General features: G+C 67.5%; 22 protein-coding genes. 13 read left to right on the top strand and 9 right to left on the bottom strand.

The annotated features are described in order from the left end of the window. Positions 1-28: 28 nt before the first annotated feature. Positions 29-661, top strand: a complete 633-nt coding sequence (locus tag ACCD11_RS05290; RefSeq protein WP_413312766.1) for a glutathione S-transferase family protein — start codon at positions 29-31, stop codon at positions 659-661. A gap of 30 nt (positions 662-691) precedes the next feature. Here the strand turns inward: ACCD11_RS05290 and ACCD11_RS05285 are convergent, their stop codons facing one another. Next, positions 692-1,870, bottom strand: coding sequence for an acetyl-CoA C-acetyltransferase (locus ACCD11_RS05285; protein WP_007833100.1), 1,179 nt, complete (start codon positions 1,868-1,870; stop codon positions 692-694). A 43-nt stretch (positions 1,871-1,913) separates the two neighbouring features. Next, positions 1,914-3,665: a class I poly(R)-hydroxyalkanoic acid synthase gene (gene phaC, locus ACCD11_RS05280; RefSeq protein WP_007833098.1), complete on the bottom strand. Its 1,752-nt coding sequence runs from the start codon at positions 3,663-3,665 to the stop codon at positions 1,914-1,916. Between the two features lie 113 nt (positions 3,666-3,778). On the opposite strand from phaC, the gene ACCD11_RS05275 reads away from it, so the two are divergent. Next, positions 3,779-4,105 (top strand): hypothetical protein, encoded by a 327-nt coding sequence (locus ACCD11_RS05275; protein WP_081502654.1) that lies wholly within the window; start codon positions 3,779-3,781, stop codon positions 4,103-4,105. Here the strand turns inward: ACCD11_RS05275 and pgeF are convergent. Both pgeF and maiA read right to left on the bottom strand, forming a co-directional pair. Beyond that, the gene (pgeF, locus tag ACCD11_RS05270; RefSeq protein ID WP_413312764.1) at positions 4,034-4,795 is read right to left on the bottom strand and encodes a peptidoglycan editing factor PgeF; all 762 of its coding nucleotides are present in this window, start codon (positions 4,793-4,795) and stop codon (positions 4,034-4,036) included. The genes ACCD11_RS05275 and pgeF overlap by 72 nt on opposite strands. A gap of 5 nt (positions 4,796-4,800) precedes the next feature. Continuing rightward, positions 4,801-5,439: a maleylacetoacetate isomerase gene (gene maiA / locus ACCD11_RS05265; protein ID WP_007833091.1), complete on the bottom strand. Its 639-nt coding sequence runs from the start codon at positions 5,437-5,439 to the stop codon at positions 4,801-4,803. Positions 5,440-5,580: 141 nt separating this feature from the next. On the opposite strand from maiA, the gene ACCD11_RS05260 reads away from it, so the two are divergent. The 4 genes from ACCD11_RS05260 (at position 5,581) to ACCD11_RS05245 (ending at position 8,010) form a co-directional block, all read left to right on the top strand. Next, the gene (locus ACCD11_RS05260) at positions 5,581-6,282 is read left to right on the top strand and encodes a fumarylacetoacetate hydrolase family protein (protein ID WP_007833089.1); all 702 of its coding nucleotides are present in this window, start codon (positions 5,581-5,583) and stop codon (positions 6,280-6,282) included. A gap of 17 nt (positions 6,283-6,299) precedes the next feature. After that, positions 6,300-6,851, top strand: a complete 552-nt coding sequence (locus ACCD11_RS05255; protein WP_007833088.1) for an NUDIX hydrolase — start codon at positions 6,300-6,302, stop codon at positions 6,849-6,851. A gap of 14 nt (positions 6,852-6,865) precedes the next feature. Further along, a complete protein-coding gene (locus tag ACCD11_RS05250; protein ID WP_413312761.1) occupies positions 6,866-7,348 on the top strand; it encodes a CreA family protein in 483 nt (160 codons plus the stop codon). Positions 7,349-7,503: 155 nt separating this feature from the next. After that, the gene (locus ACCD11_RS05245; RefSeq protein WP_007833081.1) at positions 7,504-8,010 is read left to right on the top strand and encodes a murein hydrolase activator EnvC family protein; all 507 of its coding nucleotides are present in this window, start codon (positions 7,504-7,506) and stop codon (positions 8,008-8,010) included. Between the two features lie 87 nt (positions 8,011-8,097). On the opposite strand, the gene ACCD11_RS05240 is transcribed toward ACCD11_RS05245, so the two are convergent. Then, on the bottom strand, positions 8,098-9,726 hold the full coding sequence (locus tag ACCD11_RS05240; RefSeq protein WP_413312759.1) for a phospholipase D family protein: 1,629 nt from the start codon (positions 9,724-9,726) through the stop codon (positions 8,098-8,100). Between the two features lie 93 nt (positions 9,727-9,819). Continuing rightward, on the bottom strand, positions 9,820-10,050 hold the full coding sequence (locus ACCD11_RS05235) for a hypothetical protein (protein WP_042673331.1): 231 nt from the start codon (positions 10,048-10,050) through the stop codon (positions 9,820-9,822). Positions 10,051-10,211: 161 nt separating this feature from the next. On the opposite strand from ACCD11_RS05235, the gene alkB reads away from it, so the two are divergent. Together alkB and ACCD11_RS05225 are read left to right on the top strand one after the other, a co-directional pair. Then, on the top strand, positions 10,212-10,895 hold the full coding sequence (alkB, locus tag ACCD11_RS05230) for a DNA oxidative demethylase AlkB (protein ID WP_413312757.1): 684 nt from the start codon (positions 10,212-10,214) through the stop codon (positions 10,893-10,895). Positions 10,896-11,030: 135 nt separating this feature from the next. Then, positions 11,031-11,237 carry a hypothetical protein gene (locus ACCD11_RS05225; RefSeq protein WP_413312755.1) on the top strand — a complete coding sequence of 69 codons (207 nt, stop codon included), beginning with the start codon at positions 11,031-11,033 and terminating at the stop codon, positions 11,235-11,237. 30 nt (positions 11,238-11,267) lie between these two features. Here ACCD11_RS05225 and ACCD11_RS05220 read toward each other — a convergent pair whose 3' ends face one another. Beyond that, the gene (locus tag ACCD11_RS05220) at positions 11,268-11,534 is read right to left on the bottom strand and encodes a hypothetical protein (RefSeq protein ID WP_007833071.1); all 267 of its coding nucleotides are present in this window, start codon (positions 11,532-11,534) and stop codon (positions 11,268-11,270) included. A 207-nt stretch (positions 11,535-11,741) separates the two neighbouring features. Between ACCD11_RS05220 and ACCD11_RS05215 the strand changes: the two genes are divergently transcribed. The 4 genes from ACCD11_RS05215 to ACCD11_RS05200 all read left to right on the top strand — a co-directional run bounded on the left by ACCD11_RS05215 (position 11,742) and on the right by ACCD11_RS05200 (position 16,232). Further along, a complete protein-coding gene (locus ACCD11_RS05215; protein ID WP_413312753.1) occupies positions 11,742-13,415 on the top strand; it encodes an alpha/beta hydrolase family protein in 1,674 nt (557 codons plus the stop codon). Positions 13,416-13,520: 105 nt separating this feature from the next. After that, on the top strand, positions 13,521-14,477 hold the full coding sequence (locus ACCD11_RS05210) for a S1C family serine protease (RefSeq protein WP_007833069.1): 957 nt from the start codon (positions 13,521-13,523) through the stop codon (positions 14,475-14,477). A gap of 65 nt (positions 14,478-14,542) precedes the next feature. Beyond that, positions 14,543-15,388: a 3-deoxy-8-phosphooctulonate synthase gene (gene kdsA, locus ACCD11_RS05205; protein WP_007833068.1), complete on the top strand. Its 846-nt coding sequence runs from the start codon at positions 14,543-14,545 to the stop codon at positions 15,386-15,388. A gap of 10 nt (positions 15,389-15,398) precedes the next feature. After that, a complete protein-coding gene (locus ACCD11_RS05200; protein WP_007833067.1) occupies positions 15,399-16,232 on the top strand; it encodes an alpha/beta hydrolase in 834 nt (277 codons plus the stop codon). Positions 16,233-16,243: 11 nt separating this feature from the next. Here ACCD11_RS05200 and ACCD11_RS05195 read toward each other — a convergent pair whose 3' ends face one another. Then, complete coding sequence (locus ACCD11_RS05195) at positions 16,244-16,897, bottom strand: alpha/beta fold hydrolase (RefSeq protein ID WP_413312751.1); 654 nt, start codon at positions 16,895-16,897, stop codon at positions 16,244-16,246. A 272-nt stretch (positions 16,898-17,169) separates the two neighbouring features. Between ACCD11_RS05195 and fusA the strand changes: the two genes are divergently transcribed. Next, a complete protein-coding gene (fusA, locus tag ACCD11_RS05190; RefSeq protein ID WP_413312749.1) occupies positions 17,170-19,230 on the top strand; it encodes an elongation factor G in 2,061 nt (686 codons plus the stop codon). Here fusA and ACCD11_RS05185 read toward each other — a convergent pair. After that, positions 19,227-19,664 (bottom strand): CBS domain-containing protein, encoded by a 438-nt coding sequence (locus tag ACCD11_RS05185; protein WP_007833062.1) that lies wholly within the window; start codon positions 19,662-19,664, stop codon positions 19,227-19,229. The two genes, fusA and ACCD11_RS05185, sit on opposite strands and share 4 nt — an antisense overlap. Positions 19,665-19,687: the final 23 nt, after the last annotated feature.

Here is a 19,687-nt window from a genome sequence, read left to right as displayed (position 1 = left end):
GCGATGAGTTCCAGGAGTTGGACAGACGATGATCATTCTCTACGACTGCGCCACCGCGCCGAGTCCGCGGCGCGCCCGCATCCTGCTTGCCGAAAAGGGCATTGCCCATGAAACGGTGCAGGTCGACCTGGCACATGGTGAGCAATTGGGTGCAGCCTACCGCGCGATCAACCCGCAATGCACGGTGCCCGCGCTGCGCACCGAGGAAGACGGGCTGCTGACCGACAACGCCGCCATCGCGGCCTGGCTGGAGGCCCGCTACCCGGAGCCACCGCTGATGGGCCGCACGCCCAAGGAAAAGGCCGAGATCGCCAACTGGAACTGGCGCATCGAATTCGAAGGCCTGCTGGCCATTGCCGAGACGCTGCGCAACGGTTCGCCGGCCATGGCCAATCGGGCGCTGCCCGGCCCTGTGGACTATGCGCAGATTCCCGAGCTGGCACAGCGCGGGCTGGCACGTGTACAGCATTTCTTCGAGACGCTGAACGAACGGCTGGCCGGCCGCGAGTTCGTCGCCACCGACCGGTTCAGCCTGGCCGACATCACCGCCGTGGTGGCGGTGGACTTTGCCCGCGTGGTACGGGTCAAGCCCGGGGAACAGCACCCCGAGCTGCTGCGCTGGCGCGCTGCGATGGCGCAGCGCCCGTCGATGTCGCGCTGAGCGGCACGACGGCGCGCCGGACGCTGTGGATCAGCGCTCGATGGTCAGCGCCACGCCCATGCCCCCGCCGATGCACAGCGAGGCAATGCCCTTCTTGGCGTTCTGGCGCTGCATTTCGTGCAGCAGCGTCACCAGGATGCGGCAGCCCGACGCGCCGATGGGGTGGCCGATGGCGATGGCGCCGCCGTTGACGTTCACCTTGTTCACGTCCCAGCCCATTTCACGGTTCACGGCGCAGGCCTGCGCGGCGAAGGCTTCGTTGATCTCGAGCAGGTCGAGGTCGGCCGCCTTCCAGCCCGCGCGCTGCAGCGCCTTGGTCGATGCAGGCACCGGGCCCATGCCCATGATGGCCGGATCGAGGCCGGCGGTGGCGTAGCTGGCGATACGGCCCAGCGGCTTCAGGCCGAGCGCGGCGGCTTTCTTGGCAGTCATCACCATCACGGCGGCAGCCCCGTCGTTCAGGCCCGAGGCATTGCCCGCGGTCACGCCGCCGGCCTTGTCGAAGGCGGGACGCAGGCCGGCCAGGCCTTCGGCGTTGGTCTTGCGGTTGATGAATTCGTCCTTGTCGAAGACGACGGGATCGCCCTTCTTCTGCGGAATGCTCACGCCGACGATCTCGTCCTTGAACTTGCCGGCGTCCTGCGCGGCGGCGGCCTTGGTCTGGCTGCCCAGGGCCAGCTCGTCCTGCGCGGCGCGGCTGATTTCGTACTTCTTGGCCACGTTCTCGGCCGTGATGCCCATGTGGTACTGGTTGTAGACGTCCCACAGGCCGTCCACGATCATGGTGTCGACCATCTTCCAGTCGCCCATGCGCTGGCCGTTGCGCGAGTTGGGCAGCACGTGGGGCGCTGCGCTCATGTTTTCCTGGCCGCCGGCGATGACGATCTCGCTGTCGCCCGTGGCCACGGCCTGGGCCGCCAGCATCACAGCCTTCAGGCCCGAGCCGCACACGGCGTTGATGGTGAGCGCCGGCGTTTCCTTGGCGCCGCCGCTCTTGAGCCACGCCTGGCGCGCGGGGTTCTGGCCGGCGCCGGCCGCCAGCACCTGGCCCATGATGGCCTCGCCGACCTGTTCGGCCGTGAGGTTCGCGCGGGCAATCACTTCCTTGATCACGAGGGCGCCCAGCTCGGTGGCGGGAATGCCGGCGAGCGAGCCGCCGAACTTGCCGACCGCCGTGCGTGCAGCCGAAACGATGACGATGTCTTCCATGAGGTTCTCCGTTGAAGTGATCTGAAATTCGAGGTGAGAGGGATCAGGCGCGAGCCTTGACGTAGCGGCCCGGCGCCGGCTCGATGGCCTTGTAAGCCTTGCCGTTGCCGTAAGCCTTGGGCGCGGGGATCTGTTTGCCCGCGTGGCCCTTGAGCCATTGTGCCCAGTCGGTCCACCAGCTGCCGGGATGCTCCTGCGCGCCGGCGAGCCATTCGGCCTGCGTCTTCGGGAACTTGCCGTCGTCGCGGATCCAGTGGCTGCGCTTTTTCTTGGCGGGCGGGTTGATCACGCCTGCGATGTGGCCCGAGGCGCCCATCACGAAACGCTTCTTGCCCGGCAACAGTTGCGTAGAAGCATACGCGCCGCCGATGGGCACGATGTGGTCTTCGCGCGAGCCGTAGATGTAGGCCGGGATGTCGATGTTGCCCAGGTCGATCTTCTGCCCGCATACCGTCAGCGCATTCGGCTTGGCCAGCTTGTTCTCGTGGTACGTGTTGCGCAGGTACCAGGCATAGAACGGGCCCGGCAGGTTGGTCGCGTCGCTGTTCCAGTACAGCAGGTCGAAGGGAGGCGGGGTCTCGCCCTTCAGGTAGTTGCCGACCACGTAGTTCCACACGAGGTCGTTGGGCCGCAGGAAGCTGAAGGTCGAGGCCAGGTCGCCGCCCGGCAGCAGTCCGCCCTTGCCGAGCTGCATTTCGCGGTACGCCACCATCTGCTCATCCACGAAGATGTCGAGGATGCCGGTGTCGCTGAAATCGAGGAAGGTGGTCAGCAGCGTGACCGATGCGGCCGGCTTCTCGCCGCGCGCCGCGAGCACGGCCAGCGCGGTGCTCAGGATGGTGCCGCCCACGCAGAAGCCCAGCGTGTTGATCTGGTTGCTCCCGCTGATCTCCTGCACCGTGTGGATCGCCTTGATGGCGGCGTTCTCGATGTAGTCGTCCCAGGTGGCCTTGTCCATCGACTCGTCGGGGTTGCGCCAGCTCACCACGAACACGCGGTGGCCCTGCTCGTTCGCATAGCGGATCAGCGAGTTCTCGGGCTGCAAGTCGAGGATGTAGAACTTGTTGATGCACGGCGGCACCAGCAGGAACGGCCGCTCGTACACCTTGGGGGTGAGCGGCTTGTATTCGAGCAGCTGGAAGAACTCGTTCTCGAACACCACGGCGCCTTCGGTGGTGGCCACGTTGCGCCCCACCTCGAAGGCGCTCTCGTCGGTCATGCTGACGTGGCCCTGCTTCATGTCGTGCAGCAGGTTCTGGATGCCCTTGGCGATGCTCTCGCCCTGCGTGTCGATGGCCTTCTTCTGCGCTTCGGCATTGAAGGCCAGCGAGTTGCTGGGCGACGAGGCCGCCATCCATTGCTCGACCGCGAAGCGCAGGCGCGCCTTGGTCTTTTCGTCGGCGTCGATGGCCTCGGCCATGCCGAGCATGGTGCGGCCATTGAGCAGGTACACGGCCGCCGAGAAGGCCGACAGCGGGTTGCGGCCCCAGGCGTCGCCAGCGAAGCGCTTGTCGCCTTCGGGCTTGGCGCCGAAGCCCTGGCGCCAGAGTTCGGTGGCTTCCGCCATGTACTGCTGCTGGATGGACTGGAGCTTTTCGGGGTCGATGGAGAATTTTGGCAGCTCGGGCATCTTCGCGGCCTGCGGCAATTGCCATAGCGGCGTGCCGCCGCCGTTGAAGGCCGAAGCCCCTTGCGCGGCGGACTGCCGGAAAGCTTCCAGCGCCTGGGTCCATCCCTCGGTCATTGCCTGCTGGAAGGGCGCGAACGCATCGGCCCCCGTGGCTTGTTGCTTCATCATGTCTCCTGGTCCTCGCCTGAGTCGAAACGGATGGCTTGCGTGTTTTGAGTATCCTGCATTTCACGGGGCCCTCACAACGCCGCTTCCTTGCTTACCAACTGAAACTACTTGTGTTTATCCATCTGATCGTCATCGGTTGGTTGTACGTCGCCCTGATGATGGCGGTGGCCGAGGCCACCAACACCACAGGCACGGTGCTGGGCGCCATCTTCACATTTCTTTTGTACGGATTGGTGCCGGTGGCACTGGTGGTTTACCTGATGGGCACTCCGGGCCGCCGCCGCGCGATGAGGCAACGCGAGGCCGAGGCACAGGAAGCCGCCCGGCGTGCCGCAACCGAGAAATCGGCGCCGCCGGTCGCAGGCTCAGGCCTTCTTCCAGACCAGGGCGGCGAAGCGGCCGCTGACGCTGTCCCGCCGGTGCGAAAAGAACCTTGAGGGATTGGCGACGGTGCACCAGCCGTCGCTGCCGTCGTTGCCATGGACGGCCTCGATACCCACCGCGTGCAGCCGCTGGCGCGCCAGTGCGGGCAGGTCGGCCAGCCATTTCCCGGTGGCAGCCGCGGGCCTGAAGCAGGACGCCGCTTCGGGCGCATGCGCCTCGAAGGCAGCCCTGACCTCGGGGCCGACCTCGAAGGCCTTGGGCCCGATGCACGGGCCCAGCCAGGCGATGACGCGGGCCGCGCCATCGGCCTCGAAGGCCTTGGCGGTCTGTTCGAGCACACCGCCCGCCAGCCCGCGCCAGCCGGCATGCGCGGCCGCCACGCGGTGGCCCGCTTCGTCGGTGAAGAGCACGGGCAGGCAATCGGCCACCATGATCGTGCAGGCCAGGCCGCCGGCAGTGGCCGTGCAGGCATCACCAACGGTGCCGTCGCGCACCGCGTCCTGTGCGGCGTCGAGCGAGACGACGCCGGTGCCGTGCACCTGCTGCAGGAAGACCGGACCCGCTCCGATGGCCGCGCGCAAGCGGTTCCGGTTCTCCGCCACATGCGCGGACTCGTCGCCCACGTGGTCGCCGAGGTTCAGGCTCTCGTAGCGCCCCAGCGAAACCCCGCCGTCGCGCGTGGTGCACACGGCCCGCACGTTCGGCGGCGCGGGCCAGTCGGGGACGAGCCAGCGCTCGTTCATGGGGCTCAGGCTTCCGCGTCGGGCGCCTGCGAGGGCTGCGCGCGCTGGAAGGCGTCGAGCTCCATGCAGGCCTCGAAGGCGGCCATGGTGCGCGGCAGGCCGCTGAAGTCGCAGTCGAAGCGGCGGCCGTTGAAGATCTGCGGCACCAGGCAGCAATCGGCCATGGTGGGTGTATTGCCCCAGCAGTAGATGCCGGCGGGGTGCTGCGCAAGCTGGCGTTCGAAGGCCAGCATGCCGTCGCGCACCCAGTGGCGGTACCAGGCGTTCTTGGCCGCATCGTCGAGCTTCAGCTCTTTCACGAGGTACTTGAGCACGCGCAGGTTGTTGAGCGGATGGATCTCGCAGGCGATCGACTGCGACAGTGCGCGCACGTGGGCGCGGCCCACCGGATCGGTCGGCAGCAGCGCCGGCTCGGGGTGCACTTCGTCGAGGTATTCGATGATCGCCATCGATTGCGAGAAGCGCTCGCCCTCGTCCTCCAGCAGGGGCACCAGCATGTCGGCCGAGATGGCGGAGTAAGGGCCGGTGCGGTGGTCGCCGCGCGCGATGTGCACGGGGATGTACTCGAAATCGAGGCCCTTCAGGTTGAGGGCGATGCGCACGCGGAACGAGGAGGAGGAACGGAAGTAGTTGTGCAGCTTCATGATTTCCCAAGCATAGCGCTCCGTCACGGGCGCGGCATGGCCCTTCAGCGCGCCGTTCTGGCCGGCTTCTATTGTGGACCTCCCGCCTCTGGCACACTGCCGGTCTCCCGCTTAGGTTTCGCTGAAAAAGGACACGTCGCAATGGCTTCCGAGTTCGTCTTCGCCCCGCCCGCCACCGTCTCGGTGCCGGTGGCCGGCCAGCCCGCCCGCTTCCCGGTGCACCGCATCTACTGCGTGGGCCGCAACTACGAAGATCACGCCAAGGAAATGGGCTTCACCGGCCGCGAGCCGCCCTTCTTTTTCATGAAGCCGGCCGATGCGCTGGTGGTGGTCGACGCGGGCCAGACCGGCACCATGTCCTACCCCTCGCTCACGAAGAACCTGCATCACGAGATCGAGCTGGTCGTGGCCATCGGCACGGGTGGCAAGAACATCCTGGCGGCCGATGCGCACAAGCACATCTACGGCTACGCCGTCGGCCTCGACATGACGCGCCGCGACTTGCAGAACGACATGAAGAAGCAGGGCCGCCCCTGGGACATCGGCAAGAGCTTCGAGCAGAGCGCGCCCATCGGCCCGATCGTGCCCGTGGCGCAGGCCGGCAATGCGGAAAAAGCCGAGATCTCCCTGCAGGTGAACGGTACCGACCGCCAGCGCAGCAACGTGGGCAAGCTGATCTGGAACGTGGCCGAGACCATCGAGCACCTGTCGGCCGCGTGGGAGCTGCAGCCCGGCGACCTGATCTTCACCGGCACGCCCGAAGGCGTGGCCGCGGTGGTGGCCGGAGACACGCTCGTGGGCGAAGTCGCGGGCCTGCCCAAGCTGACCGTCAAGATCGCCTGAAGACGGCAGCCGGTTCCATGCTCCTGCGCGTACCCATCAAGCATTGCAAGAACTGCGGCACCGCGGTGGTCTACCGCGTGCCGGACGACGGCGACACCAAGCAGCGCGCCGTCTGCCCGGCCTGCCACACCATCCACTACGAGAACCCGCTGAACGTGGTGGGCACCATCCCGGTCCTGGGCGACAAGGTGTTGCTGTGCAAGCGCAACATCGAACCGCGCTGGGGCAAGTGGACGCTGCCGGCCGGCTTCATGGAGCTCGAGGAAACCACCGCCCAGGGCGCGGCCCGCGAGACCGACGAAGAGGCCGGCGCCCACTATGTGATGGAGGGCCTGTTCTCCGTCATCAGCGTGGTGCGCGTGGGCCAGGTGCACATGTTCTACCGGGCCCGGTTGCTCGACGACAGGTTCGACCCAGGCCACGAGACCATCGAGGCCAGGCTCTTCGCCGAAGAAGAGATTCCCTGGGACGAGATCGCCTTTCGCACCGTGCGCGAGACGCTCGAGCACTACTTCGAGGACCGGCGCCGCGGCAGCTTCGACCGAGTCCACACGTTCGACATCGTCTGAACCCGCAGCGCCCCATGACACTTCGCTCCATCCTGCTTCGCGCCGCGATCGGCCTCGGATTCATCCTGGCCACGACGGCGCAGGCGGAAACCGTGGGCGACGTCGACACCGCCTTCAAGCTCATCGGCCCGGACCACAAGATCGTGATCGAGGCCTACGACGACCCCAAGGTCAGCGGCGTGACGTGCTACGTCTCGCGCGCCAAGACCGGCGGGCTGGCCGGCGCCTTCGGCGTGGCCGAGGACAAGGCCGAGGCCTCCATCGCCTGCCGCCAGGTCGGCCCCGTGAGCATCACGCAGCCGCTGCCCAAGCGCGAGGAGGTCTACAGCGAGCGGCTGTCGGTGCTCTTCAAGCGCCTGCGCGTGGTGCGCATGGTCGACCCGAAGCGCAACACGCTGGTCTACCTGACCTACTCCGACCTGCTGATCGACGGTTCGCCCAAGAACAGCGTGACGGCGGTGCCCATCGACCGCGGCACACCGATCCCGCTCAAGTAGCGCCCGGGGGCCGATGGCCCCTTCACAGCCGGTTGCTCTTTCGCGGGGCGCCGTCGCGGCAGTTTGCTAGCATCGCCCGCGTGGCCTCCCCCCGCGGGCCGCGGCGAGCCAGATCGCCGGAACCCTCCGCAACGAAACCGTTCCAACACAGCGCCATGCATCTTCAGACTTTTGTTTCCCGTATCGCCGCCCTGGCCCTGGTTGCCGCGAGCCTCGCGGCCTGTACCACCACCGACCTCAACGCGCCGCGGCCCGGCCCCTCGGTCACTCCCCCCGTGCAAAGACCCACCGCGATGTTCGTGCGCCCCGCCACCGGCGCGACGCTGGCGCGCTTCGACGGCGTGCGCACCAAGGGCATCGACATCGCCGGCAACCTGGGCGATCCGGTCGTCGCCTCGGCCGACGGCCGCGTGGTGTACGTGGGTGGCGAGCTGCCGGCCTACGGCAACATGATCATCGTCAAGCACAACGAGACCTTCCTCACCGCCTACGCGCACTTGCAGACCATCCTGGTGAAGGAGAACCAGGTGGTCCGACAGGGCGAGAAGATCGGCGAGATGGGCAAGAGCAACGCCGACCGCGTGAAGCTGCGCTTCGAGATCCGCAAGAACGGCACGGCCGTGAACCCCGAGCCGTATCTCAACGGATTGCTTCAGCAATGACAGGCGGCGCCCGCCGCCCATGAAAAAAGCCCCTCGCGGGGCTTTTTTCTTTCAGGCCGCGTCATGCCGAAGCCCTGGCCTCGCCGGCTAGAGCAGGCTCTCGGGCACCAGCGGCGCCAGCAACTCCAGCTTCCAGCGCGACCAGAAATCCGTTTCGGGCTCCTGGTGCAGGATGGTGTCGGCCGCGTCCCCCGTGGCCGGGCTCACCCACTCGATGGCGCCCGTCGGTCCCAACTGCAGTTGATAGGCGCCGTCCAGCCGGATGAAGCCGATCAGGCTGGTGAGTTGTTGGGCGATCTGCGGGCTGAAGATGAAGATGCCGACCTCGGTGTTGTGCAGCATCGAACGCGGATCGAAGTTCATCGAGCCGATGAACACGATCTTGCGGTCGATCACCGCCGACTTGCCGTGCAGCCGGCCGCTGGCCGAGCCGTACATGCCGAAGCGCCTGGTCTGCTCCACCCGCTTGGGGCTCAGTTCGTACAGCTCCACGCCCAGGCGCAGCATCTCCGCGCGGTAGCGGCGGTAGCCGATGTGCACCAGCGACTCGTCGGTGGCCGCCAGCGAGTTGGTGACGATGCTGTAGGCCACGCCATTGCCGCGCACGAGGCGGATCGTTTCCATGCCGCCGCGCCCCGGAATGAGGTAGGGCGTGGTCTGCACGATCTCGTTCTCAGCGCCGCGCAGGTAGCGGCGCACGTTGTAGAGCACGCTGTCCTTCGATTCGTCGGCGGGCAGGCCGCGCGCTTCGTCCGTCGGCGCGAGCGCCTTGGCCGGCGCGTCGGCGTAAGCCTCGGCGCGCGCCCAGACCAGCTTGAGCGCTCCCGCGTCCAGGTCCTTGGCCAGCGGGTTGTTGCCCAGCAGGTCGGTGGAGGCGGGCTCCTCGGGGTGCAGCTGCTCGGGGCCGGTGGTCAGTTTGTCGAAGCGCTCGCGCAGCTGTTGCGGCGTTTCGCCCGTGGCGGGCACCAGCGATTCGATGGGGTAGACGTACGGGCTGCTCCAGTACATGTCGAACAGCGACGACAGCCTGGGCACCACAGCGCCGGCCACCAGCGTGTCGATGTCGATGAAGTTCGAGCCCCCGTCGCGCAGGAAGTACTCGTTGGCCATGTTGCGCCCGCCCATGACGCCGATGACGTTGTCCACCACATAGAGCTTGTTGTGCATGCGGCGGTGCACGCGGTCGAAGTCCAGTATCGACCAGGCCCAGCGCGTGCCGAAGCGGCCCCGCCCCGCGGGGAACGGGTTGAAGAACCGCACCTCGACGTTCGGATGCGCGGCGAAGCTGGCGAAGAGCGGGTCGGCGCCAGCCGTGTAGAGATCGTCCACCAGCAGCCGCACGCGCACGCCGCGGTCGGCCGCATCGCGCAGGGCACGCAGCAGGTAGCGGCCGGTCTCGTCGTTCTGCACGAGGTAGTACTGCACGTCGATGGAGCGCTGCGCGCGGCGTGCGAGCTCGATGCGCGCGTGCAGCGAAAACTGTGGCATGGGCAGCAGCCTGAATCCGCTGAGCGGCTCGCCGGGCGGGGCAGCCGCCTGCACGAGACGGCCCAGGGTGGTGTCCGCGCCATCGCTGATTGCCACGGAGGGTTTGCGCTGCACGTCGGCAGGCAGTCCGGCGCAGCCGGCCATGCACAGCGCAACGATGCCGAGCAGCAGCCACGCCAGCCACCGGGCGCACGGTTCGTCGGCAGCCCGACAGGGGAAATTCGGCATGAAAAACAGAGGTGGGTTGGAGCGTGGATCGAAAAGCTCGCGGTTTCTACCACGCGCCTGTCGAACGTGCTGCACCGCCGATCGCGTCCGGGTTCAGTGCCCGCGCGTCGGCTCCCATTGCCTGACGAAGTGATCCGCCCGCAGCGTGGCCCGCTCTACCGCCGCATCCCACGACAGCTGCTGGGTGATCACCAGGGCACAGCGCGGAATGCCGCCCAGGCTCAGCTCGCAGATGCCGGCATAAGTGCCGCTGGGTGTGCGCATGAGCTCGATCCAACCCGTCCAGCCTTCTGGAACGCTGAGAGCGACTCGAGCGCTGGCCATGATGAATACACCCTACCCTTTTTGTAACGCAGCGCCATGAATTGAAACCCTAAGCACTACAAATATTCGTCAGGCGGAGACTAAAGGCGGCACTCTCGAACAGCATCCCTCGAATATGGGGGCCGGCACATGCCTCCGCTTTTCAGCAAAGATCGAGGGGCATGAACACAAAGACCAATTCCGCAGCGGGCAGGCCGGCCACCCTCGCGCTGTTCGACGACCCGCCGCGCGAGGGGCGCGAACGACTCGGGCCCGGGGCCTTCGTGCTGCCCGGCTTCGCCCTGCCCTTCGTCGATGCGCTCCTGCCGGCCATCGAAGGGCTGGCGGAACGCGCGCCGTTCCGCCACCTCGTCACGCCGGGCGGCTTCACCATGTCCGTGGCGCTGACCAACTGCGGCGCGCTGGGCTGGACCAGCGACCGGCGCGGCTACCGCTACAGCGCCGCCGATCCCGACACCGGCAAGCCGTGGCCCGCCATGCCCGAGCCATTCACGCGGCTGGCGCGCGAGGCGGCCTCGGCAGCCGGCTTCGACGGCTTCGCGCCCGACGCCTGCCTTGTCAACCGCTACGCGCCCGGCGCACGCCTGTCGCTGCACCAGGACAAGGACGAGCGCGACTACGGCGCCCCCATCGTCTCGGTGTCGCTCGGCATGCCTGCCGTGTTCCTGTTCGGCGGCCACGCGCGCGGCGACAAGGCGGCGCGCATTCCTCTGATGCATGGCGACGTGGTGGTCTGGGGCGGCGAAGACCGGCTGCGCTACCACGGCGTGCTGCCACTGAAGGATGAACCGCATCCGCTGCTGGGCGCGATCCGCATCAACCTCACATTCCGCAAGGCGGGGTGACACGCATGCAGGCGACCGGCAAGACAAGGAAGATATCGAAGAGGTCTTTCCTGAGGGGGGCAGCCTGCAAGTTGCGCAACGACCGTCGCCAACGGCCTACAGACAAGTCCCCCTCGCTGCGCCATGTTGCAAGCCATGACACATCCCATCGAACTCACCATCGTGGAGCCGCTGCCGGGCGCCTTTGTCTGGCAGTTGCTCGAAACCGACGACGCAGGAGCACACCCGCGCGTGCTGCGCAGGGCTTACGACGCAGCGGAAAGTTATGAGCTGGCGCTCTCGGCCGGCCAGCGGGCGCTGCAAAGCGAGATCCGGCACCGCGTGCCTGCCGGCCACGGTTGAGTGGAACGCTACGCCTTACAGCCTTGGGGCTCAGGCGTGCAATGCGAAGTCGTCGACCGTGAGCGTGATGGCGCCGCGCTGCCCCGCCTGGTAGCGGGCGATCGCCACGGGCTCGATGACGTGGAAGTACCGCCTGCACGTTTCCAGCAGGCCCTCTCCCATTTCGCGTGCACCGAATTCGTCGTGCAGGGTTTCCTCTGAAATCTGCGCGACGACGCGCGGCCCGTCAGGGCCTTCGGGGTAGAAGGCAAATCGCACGCTCGCCGTGTCGAAGCAATAGATGCCTTCGAAGTTCATCTCTGGTGTCTCCTTGTGAAGCGGCGGCGATTGGACGCGTGTGCCGCGGCGGTAGGGAGCGGAAATCAGCGCATCTCCGTGCAGGACATTTCCTACAGGCAACAGGGAGCGCGCTTGCATCCGGAAACGGTTCCGGCCTCCGTTGCAAAGCGTCGATGCAGCGAAGATCGGGCCTCCAATTTCCTCGCTCACGGAGCACCTGATTCGATGATGACCGCCACGATCACGCGCCCTGCACCTCGATGCGCCGCTGCATGCGCCCTCGCCGCCTCGCTCCTGCTGGGCGCGTGCACCGGAACCAGCGAGGCCCAGCGCCAGGCCACCGCCAGCACGCCGCCGCCCACCGATTGCACCGCCTGGGTCGGTGCCGACCGCAACGCCATGATGGGCGGCTATCTGCTGCCGCAAGGCCAGAAAAACAGCACAGGCACCAAGGTCTGCGTACCGGTGCTGACGACAGCCAACCGCGCGCCCGCCGGCTACGCGGGCGGCGACTATCACATCGGCGAATTCACCGACGACAAGCTCAAGGCCCGCTGGCGCGCCTGCAAGGAAGACCCGGCCTGCTTCAAGCGCATTGACGCGCAGATGCAGCGCTGGCTGCCGCCCAACAAGGAGCGCGCCACGCGCTCGACCGGCGTGGTCGACCCTTCCGGCAAGATCGATCCGGACGGCCAGGTCGACCTGAAGCAGATCCGCCGGCCCGCCTTCTTCGCCAAGGCGCCGTACCGCGAGGGCATCGCGGAGGCCGACGCCCGCACCTACATCGTCGAATTCACCGCGCCGCGCGACACCTTCGAGCGCATCGACCTCAAGATGACCGGCGACATCAAGCTGCGCGGCTGGTACATCGAAGGCGCCGGCGTCGATGACGGCAAGGGCAGGAAGGTGCGCGCGCTGGCCATCATGGCGCCGGGCGGCGGCGGGCAGCTCACGGCCGTCCAGCATCCGGACGAAGCTGCGTACCGCATCGACGAGAAGACCGGCAGGACCGTGCCCATCAGTTTTCCCAACGCGACCACCGAGACCATGGGCCAGCGCTGGTGGCGCGAGAACCTGTACGCGCTCAACCAGGCCGGCTTCGACGTGCTGGCCTACGACCGGCGCGGCGAGGGACTGTCGGGCGGCTTCAGCGACACCAACACGCTGGAGCAAGGCGAGGACGTGTTCCGTGCGCTCGCCGCCCTGGACACCGGGCGCGGCCTGCGCATCCTGACGCCGAAGGGCGAGGTGCTCGAAGGCAACGCCACCCCGGGCCGGCTGCTGGCGGGCATGGCGTCGAGCGAAATTCCGCTGGTGCTCGGCGGCTATTCGCGCGGCTCGATGTCAACTGCATGGGCCATGACCCGCAACTACGTGGCGCAGTGCAGCTTCGACATGCCCGAGCCCAACTGCACACCGCCCAAGGGCCTGCGGAACATCCGCGGCGCGATATTGCTGTCGTCGTTCGCCAGCGGCGCGGGCTACGTGGGCGATTCGCCCGACCTGGCCGATCGCAACCTGTTCCTGGGCGGCATGGCGGCCGAGCACCACATCGCGTTCTATCCGAACTCGTCCACGCTCGCGGGCATGGACCGCTGGCCGGCCGCCTTCTTCGGCAAGGGCCTGTGGGACCGCGCGGAAACGCTCGAAGGCACGGTGGCCGCCTACAACCGCATCCGCGGCGTGAAGGAGATCGTGCTGGCGCGCGGGCCCCATTCGATCGAGACCTGGCCCGCCTCCGATCAGGCCTACCTGCGCGAGCGCATGGTGGTGTTCGCGAAGGCGGTGATCGTCGGCGGGCGCACCATCCCGGGCGCTCGGCCCTGGAAGGACTTCAAGTCCCTGGTCGCAACCACGCCTGACTCGTGGGAGCCGTCGTCGCGGCCCAAGGCGCCTTGAGCGCCCACCGCACGCGCGTGCCGGGGGCGCCCGTCACGGCCGGGTTGAAAACCTACGGCACGCCGCCACCTCCTCTGGGATCCAGGCGACTGAAAGAGGTGCTCCATGGGCGCGCGCGACGAATTCATTCTTGACTCCTACTCGGCCACCGTCACGCGGGTGGCGCACACCGCCAGCGCGGCGGTCGCGCACATCAAGGTCCGCAAGGCGGCTCAGCGCGGCAACGCAGCCTCCCACGGCAGCGGCTCGGGCTTCCTGTTCACGCCCGACGGCTTTTCGCTCACCAACGCCCACGTGGTCGAGGGCGCAACCGAGTTGCGCGCCGCGTTCGCCGACGGCACCGAAAGCATCGCGCGCCTGGTGGGGCTGGACGCCTCGACCGACATCGCGGTGCTGCGCATCGAGTCGCACCCGGGGGCTTTCCTGCCGCTGGGCAGCTCGGCCACCCTGCAACCCGGCCAGCTGGCCGTGGCGGTCGGCAACCCGCTCGGCTTCGATTTCACCGTGACCGCGGGCATCGTGAGTGCGCTGGGGCGCAGCCTGCCGGCACGCGGCGGCCGGATGATCGAGGACGTGATCCAGACCGACGTGGCCCTCAACCCCGGCAACTCGGGCGGCCCGCTGCTCGACAGCGCGGCGCAGGTGATCGGCGTGAACACGGCGGTGATCCCGTCGGCGCAAGGCCTGAGCTTCGCGGTGGCCATCGACACCGCGCGCTGGGTGGCCGGCGAGCTGATGCGCCATGGCGCAGTGCGCCGCGGCAAGCTGGGCGTGCAGTGTGCGGCGGTGGCGCTGCCCAGGCGCTGGGTGCGCGAGAACGAATGGCCCGTAGCCACCGGCGTGCGTGTGGTCGAGGTGGTGGCCGGCTCGGCCGCGGCGCGCGACGGGCTGCGCAGCGGCGACATCCTCATCGGATGCGACGGGATACCGCTTGCCCAGCTGTCCGACCTGCTCAAGCGGCTGGCGGGCGAAGGGTACGGGCGGCCGCTGCTGCTCAAGCTGCTGCGGCCGGTGGCCGGGACGCTGACGCCGTTCTACATCACGGTATCGCCGGCAGGCTGAGATGAAGACCGGCCGGCGCAACGACAATAGGCGCCTGCAGCGAAGCACCCGTCCAGGAGAAAACCTTGTCCACCGTCACCATCACCCCTCAAGTCAACGCCGGCAACGACGCCCCCTTCGTCCTCTTCGGCGGTGTCAACGTTCTCGAATCGAAGGACCTGGCACTGCGCTCCGCCGAGGAGTATGTGCGCGTCACGCAGAAGCTGGGCATTCCCTACGTCTTCAAGGGCAGCTTCGACAAGGCCAACCGCTCCTCCATCCACTCCTACCGCGGCCCCGGCCTGGATGAGGGCCTGAAGATCCTGCAGGCCGTGAAAGACAGCTTCGGTGTTCCCGTGCTGACCGACGTGCACGAGATCGCGCAGGCAGCGCCTGTCGCCGAAGTGGTCGACGTGCTGCAGCTGCCCGCCTTCCTCGCGCGCCAGACCGACCTCGTGGTGGCGCTGGCCAGGACCGGCCGCGTCATCAACATCAAGAAGCCGCAGTTCCTGAGCCCGTCGCAGATGCTCAACATCGTCGAGAAATTCAAGGAGGCCGGCAACGACAAGCTCATCCTGTGCGACCGTGGCACCTGCTTCGGCTACGACAACCTCGTGGTCGACATGCTGGGCTTCGGCGTCATGAAGAAGGTCACACAGAACCTGCCCGTCATCTTCGACGTGACCCATGCGCTGCAGCAGCGCGAAGCCGGCGCCGCCGCATCGGGCGGCCGCCGCGAACAGGTGGCCGACCTGGCGCGCGCCGGCATGGCGGTCGGCCTGGCCGGCCTTTTCCTCGAAGCCCACCCGGACCCGGCGCAGGCCAAGTGCGACGGCCCGAGCGCGCTGCCGCTGGACAAGCTCGAACCGTTCCTGGCGCAGATCAAGGCGCTGGACGATCTGGTCAAGTCGTTCGCGCCCCTGAATATCTGAAGAGCCCATCTTGTCATCCAAAGTCTCCCGCATCGCCCTGTCGGCTTCGGCCGCCGCCATCGGCGGCATCGCGGCGTACTGGACCCTCCTCGCGACGCGCCAGGGGCACATCCTGTTCAACGCCCGCAAGCTCCCCGTCGTCCACCTGTCGGACGACTTCTCCACCTACTCCCACACCGTGCCGGGCGGGATGGTCCGCGGGTATGTCTACCACCCCCAGGGTGAAGACACGCTGCAGGACCTGTTCGTCTATTTCGCCGGCCGCGGCGAGGACGTGCGCGCCACCGCGCAGATGCTGCACTGGCTGCCCAAGGGCTTCGGCTTCGCCGCGATCAACTACCGCGGCGTGGCCGACTCGCAGGGCCATCCTTCCGAGATTGCCTCGGTGGAGGACGCGGCCCAGTTCGCCAACCACCTGCGCCGCGCCTTTCCGCAGGCGCGCCTGCACGTCGTCGGCCGCAGCCTGGGAACTGGCGTTGCCATCCAGCTCGTGGCGCTGCAGGACTTCGAGAGCCTGCAGCTGGTAACGCCCTACGACTCGATGCTCGAGATTGCGAAAAAGCGGTTCCCGCTCGTGCCGCTGTCGCTGTTGCTGCGGCACCAGTTCAACTCGCTGGAGCATTCCAAGGAGGTCGCCGCGAAAACCCAGGTGCTGCTGGCGGAGCACGATGACGTTGTCGTGCCCGAGCGCTCGCAAAAGCTCATCGCCGCATGGCCCACGCCGATCAGCGTGCAGACGATTCCGGGGTCGAACCATCACAGCATCATGGGGCTCGAAGCGACCTGGCTTCATCTCATCGACTTTGCGTTGACGGCGATTCTTCCGGAGCCGAAGGCGGCTTAGGCCCGGCCTTCCTATACGTACTTCAAGAGAATCCTCGCGAGAGCTTCGGGGGCCAGCCGCGGAACATCGTGTGCGCATTCGAGGCGATGCGTGGCCCATTCAGGGTCCAGCCGCAGGCGTTCGTACAGCTCGACGAATGGGCTTCCTTCCCACCCACACGCGGCGATGAAGGCTTTGCTGCGGACGTTGCGCCAGTTGCCGGTCAACTTGATCGCCTGCAGGAAGGTAGCGATCGGATGGGGACGGCATCGCCTGTCGAGATGGGCCGGCGGCGCGCAAGTCAATCCATCCGCAGCCGCGCCCGCTATGAAACGCTCCCGGTAGCTCGGTGTGGCGAGCGCCCAGACCGATGCACCGTTGTCCGGCACATAGGCATCGGCGTAAACGATGGCCCTGATGCGCGACGGCTCCTTGTCCGCCGCGCCGGTGATGACCATTCCCCCATACGAATGACCGACGAGAACGGCACTCGCATCGCGCCCGCGAACCGCTTGGACCACCTCGTCGATATGACTGTCGAGATTGGCGCCATCCGCGGGCTCGTCGCCCAGCCCCGAGAGAGTGAGCGCCTGGACTTCATGGCCTTCGCCTGACAGCGCATTGCCGACAGCCTCGAATGCCCAGGCTCCGTGCCAACCACCTGGCACCAAAATGAATCTTGCCATCCAGTTTGTCCTCTCGGATACGGCTGCAGAGCAGGCGCCGGGCCATCGGCCGCAGCAATTTCGCCGTGCGCACATTGTTGCTTGGGGATCGTGTTCGCGCCAAGCTCGGCGCAGGGCAGGATGCGAGGGCTCCTGTCCCCGCGACATGCCAGCAAGCAGCACCGGCTTGCGTTGACACGTTCAATCCCGTACGCTGGCTTGGCGTCCACGCGCAGCACCCGAGCCCTTGCGGGCCGCCGGACCGGCCTTGCGGACGTGAAGGAGTCCACGCCATGCCAAGCCGATCGAACGGCCCCACGGCCGAAATGGAAGCAGTGCGAACGCTGGCGCTCGTCGGTGCCGCCGCAGCCGGCAAGAGCTCCCTTGCCGAGGCCTTGCTGCACAAGGCTGGCGCCATCGCAGCGTGCGGCAGCATCGAGCGCGGCAGCACCGTCAGCGACTACGACCCGCTGGAGCGCCGCATGCTGCACTCGCTCAACGCATCGGTGATGCACCTCACGCATGCCGGCACGCGCGTCCACTTCATCGACACGCCCGGCGGCCCCGACTTCCTTGGCCAGAGCCTGCCGGCGCTGGAGGCGGTCGAGACGGCGGCGGTGGTCATCAATGCCGCCACCGGCATCGAGCCGATGACGGTGCGCATGATGGAGTACGCGGCCTCGCGCCACCTCGCCCGCATGATCATCGTCAACAAGATCGACTCGCAGGGCGTCTCGCTGGCGCGCCTGCTGGCCGACATCCAGGCCACCTTCGGCCGCGAATGCCTGCCGCTGAACCTGCCCGACGGGGTCGGCAAGCAGGTGGTGGACTGCTTCTTCAACCGCTTCGGGCAGTCCGACTTCGGCCCCGTCGAAGCAGCGCACCGCGCGCTGGTGGAGCAGGTGGTCGAGGTCGATGCGGCCTTCGTCGAGCGCTACCTGGAAGAGGGCGACATGGATCCGGCCGAGCTGCATGCGCCGCTCGAACAGGCGCTGCGCGAGGGCCACCTGATTCCGGTCTGCTTCGTCTCGGCGCGCAGCGGCGCGGGCGTGGCCGAGCTGCTCGACGTGATCGTCAGGCTGCTTCCCGACCCCGCCGAAGCCAACCCGCCGGACTTCCTGGTCGGCGAAGGCGCGGATGCCAAGCCGATGCAGGCCAGGCCCGATCCGTCGCTGCATGTGCTGGCGCATGTGTTCAAGGTCATGGGCGACCCTTATGTCGGCAAGCTCGGCATCTTCCGCGTGCACCAGGGCACGGTCGCGAGCGACAGCCAGCTCTACATCGGCGACGGCCGCAAGCCCTTCAAGGTGGGCCATCTGTTCATGCTGCAGGGCAAGGACCACGTGGAGGTGTCGCGCGCCGTGCCGGGCGACATCGTGGCGGTGGCGAAGATCGAGGAGATCCACTTCGACGCCGTGCTGCACGACGCGAGCGAAGACGACCACGTCCATCTCGCGCCGCTGGAATTTCCTGTGCCGGTGCACGGACTCGCCGTGGAACCCGCACGCCATGGCGACGAGCAGCGCACCTGGGAGATCCTCGGCAAGCTCGCGGCCGAAGACCCCTGCCTGCGCATCGAGCACGTGGCCGCCACCAACGAAACGATCCTCTACGGCCTCGGGGAGCTTCACCTGCGCACGGTGCTCGAGCGCCTGCGCGAGGTGTACCGCTTCGAGGTCCGGACGCGGCCGCCGCGCATCGCCTATCGCGAGACGGTGGCCGCACCGGCCATGGGCCATCACCGCCACAAGAAGCAGACCGGCGGCTCCGGCCAGTTCGGTGAAGTCTTTTTGCGCATCGAACCGCTGGCGCGCGGCGCCGGCTTCCAGTTCGATGACGAGGTCAGGGGCGGCGCGATACCGAGCCAGTTCATCCCCGCGGTCGAGAAAGGCGTGCGCGAGGTACTGCTGGGCGGTGTGATCGCCGGCTACCCGGTAGTCGACGTGCGGGTGGTGGTATACGACGGCAAGCACCACAGCGTCGACAGCAAGGACATCGCCTTCGCGACTGCGGGCCGCAAGGCCTTCATGGCGGCAGTCCGCGAGGCCAGGCCGGTCGTGCTGGAGCCGATCGTCCAGATCGAGATCGTCGTATCCGAGCATTCCGTGGGCGACGTCACGAGCGACCTGTCGTCGCGGCGCGGCCTGGTCACGGGCACGTCGGCCATGGGAATCGGCAGCGTGGTCGTTCGCGGGCAGGTGCCGATGGCGGAGCTGGCCAGCTACCAGTCGCGGCTGAATGCGATGACCAGCGGCCAGGGCCGCTACACCATCGCGCTGTCGCACTACGAAGCCGTGCCGCCGGCAACGCAACAGGCGCTGATGGGCCAGTTCCAGGTGCGCGACGAGGCTTAGCCCAAAGCGTCGTTCACCTGCTCGCGGAACTCGCTCAGGCTGACTGCGGCGCCGATTTCCCGCGGCAGCGCATCGCGCACCGAGAACACGCCGAGCACCTTCGCTCCCGCCACCAGCGGCAGGTGGCGAAAGCCGCGCTCGAGCATGAGCACCACGGCATCGGACACCAGCGTTTCAGGCGGCACGCAGATCGGGTTGGGCGTCATGACTTCGCGCACCGCGGTGTGATCGGGATCGAGTCCGCGGGCCAGCACCCGGGTCATGAGGTCGCGCTCGGTGAGGATGCCCAGCAGGGTGTCCGGCAGCTCCATGACGAGCACGCTGCCGCAACTGGCCCGCGTCATCACGCAGGCAGCGTCGCGCACGCTGGCCTGCGGGCCCAGGCTGACCACATGTGCGCGCGAGATGGATTGGAAAACGGTGCGCTCGGCCATGGTGCGCCCTCCGGAAGTAGCGT

It is taken from the genome of Variovorax sp. Varisp36, assembly GCF_047304235.1.
Taxonomy (GTDB): Bacteria; Pseudomonadota; Gammaproteobacteria; order Burkholderiales; family Burkholderiaceae_C; genus Variovorax.
This window is presented reverse-complemented; position numbering and strand designations above follow the sequence as displayed.

Bases quoted from the DNA above. Each gene is read 5' to 3' on its own strand.
- phaC (WP_007833098.1), bottom strand. From the start codon at position 3,665: ATGAAGCAACAAGCCACGGGGGCCGATGCGTTCGCGCCCTTCCAGCAG.
- maiA (WP_007833091.1), bottom strand. From the start codon at position 5,439: ATGAAGCTGCACAACTACTTCCGTTCCTCCTCCTCGTTCCGCGTGCGC.
- ACCD11_RS05240 (WP_413312759.1), bottom strand. From the start codon at position 9,726: ATGCCGAATTTCCCCTGTCGGGCTGCCGACGAACCGTGCGCCCGGTGG.
- ACCD11_RS05245 (WP_007833081.1), top strand. From the start codon at position 7,504: ATGCATCTTCAGACTTTTGTTTCCCGTATCGCCGCCCTGGCCCTGGTT.
- alkB (WP_413312757.1), top strand. From the start codon at position 10,212: ATGAACACAAAGACCAATTCCGCAGCGGGCAGGCCGGCCACCCTCGCG.
- ACCD11_RS05220 (WP_007833071.1), bottom strand. From the start codon at position 11,534: ATGAACTTCGAAGGCATCTATTGCTTCGACACGGCGAGCGTGCGATTT.
- ACCD11_RS05215 (WP_413312753.1), top strand. From the start codon at position 11,742: ATGATGACCGCCACGATCACGCGCCCTGCACCTCGATGCGCCGCTGCA.
- ACCD11_RS05210 (WP_007833069.1), top strand. From the start codon at position 13,521: ATGGGCGCGCGCGACGAATTCATTCTTGACTCCTACTCGGCCACCGTC.
- ACCD11_RS05260 (WP_007833089.1), top strand. From the start codon at position 5,581: ATGGCTTCCGAGTTCGTCTTCGCCCCGCCCGCCACCGTCTCGGTGCCG.
- fusA (WP_413312749.1), top strand. From the start codon at position 17,170: ATGCCAAGCCGATCGAACGGCCCCACGGCCGAAATGGAAGCAGTGCGA.
- ACCD11_RS05285 (WP_007833100.1), bottom strand. From the start codon at position 1,870: ATGGAAGACATCGTCATCGTTTCGGCTGCACGCACGGCGGTCGGCAAG.
- ACCD11_RS05250 (WP_413312761.1), top strand. From the start codon at position 6,866: ATGACACTTCGCTCCATCCTGCTTCGCGCCGCGATCGGCCTCGGATTC.
- ACCD11_RS05225 (WP_413312755.1), top strand. From the start codon at position 11,031: ATGACACATCCCATCGAACTCACCATCGTGGAGCCGCTGCCGGGCGCC.
- ACCD11_RS05195 (WP_413312751.1), bottom strand. From the start codon at position 16,897: ATGGCAAGATTCATTTTGGTGCCAGGTGGTTGGCACGGAGCCTGGGCA.
- pgeF (WP_413312764.1), bottom strand. From the start codon at position 4,795: ATGAACGAGCGCTGGCTCGTCCCCGACTGGCCCGCGCCGCCGAACGTG.
- ACCD11_RS05255 (WP_007833088.1), top strand. From the start codon at position 6,300: ATGCTCCTGCGCGTACCCATCAAGCATTGCAAGAACTGCGGCACCGCG.
- ACCD11_RS05290 (WP_413312766.1), top strand. From the start codon at position 29: ATGATCATTCTCTACGACTGCGCCACCGCGCCGAGTCCGCGGCGCGCC.
- ACCD11_RS05235 (WP_042673331.1), bottom strand. From the start codon at position 10,050: ATGGCCAGCGCTCGAGTCGCTCTCAGCGTTCCAGAAGGCTGGACGGGT.
- ACCD11_RS05185 (WP_007833062.1), bottom strand. From the start codon at position 19,664: ATGGCCGAGCGCACCGTTTTCCAATCCATCTCGCGCGCACATGTGGTC.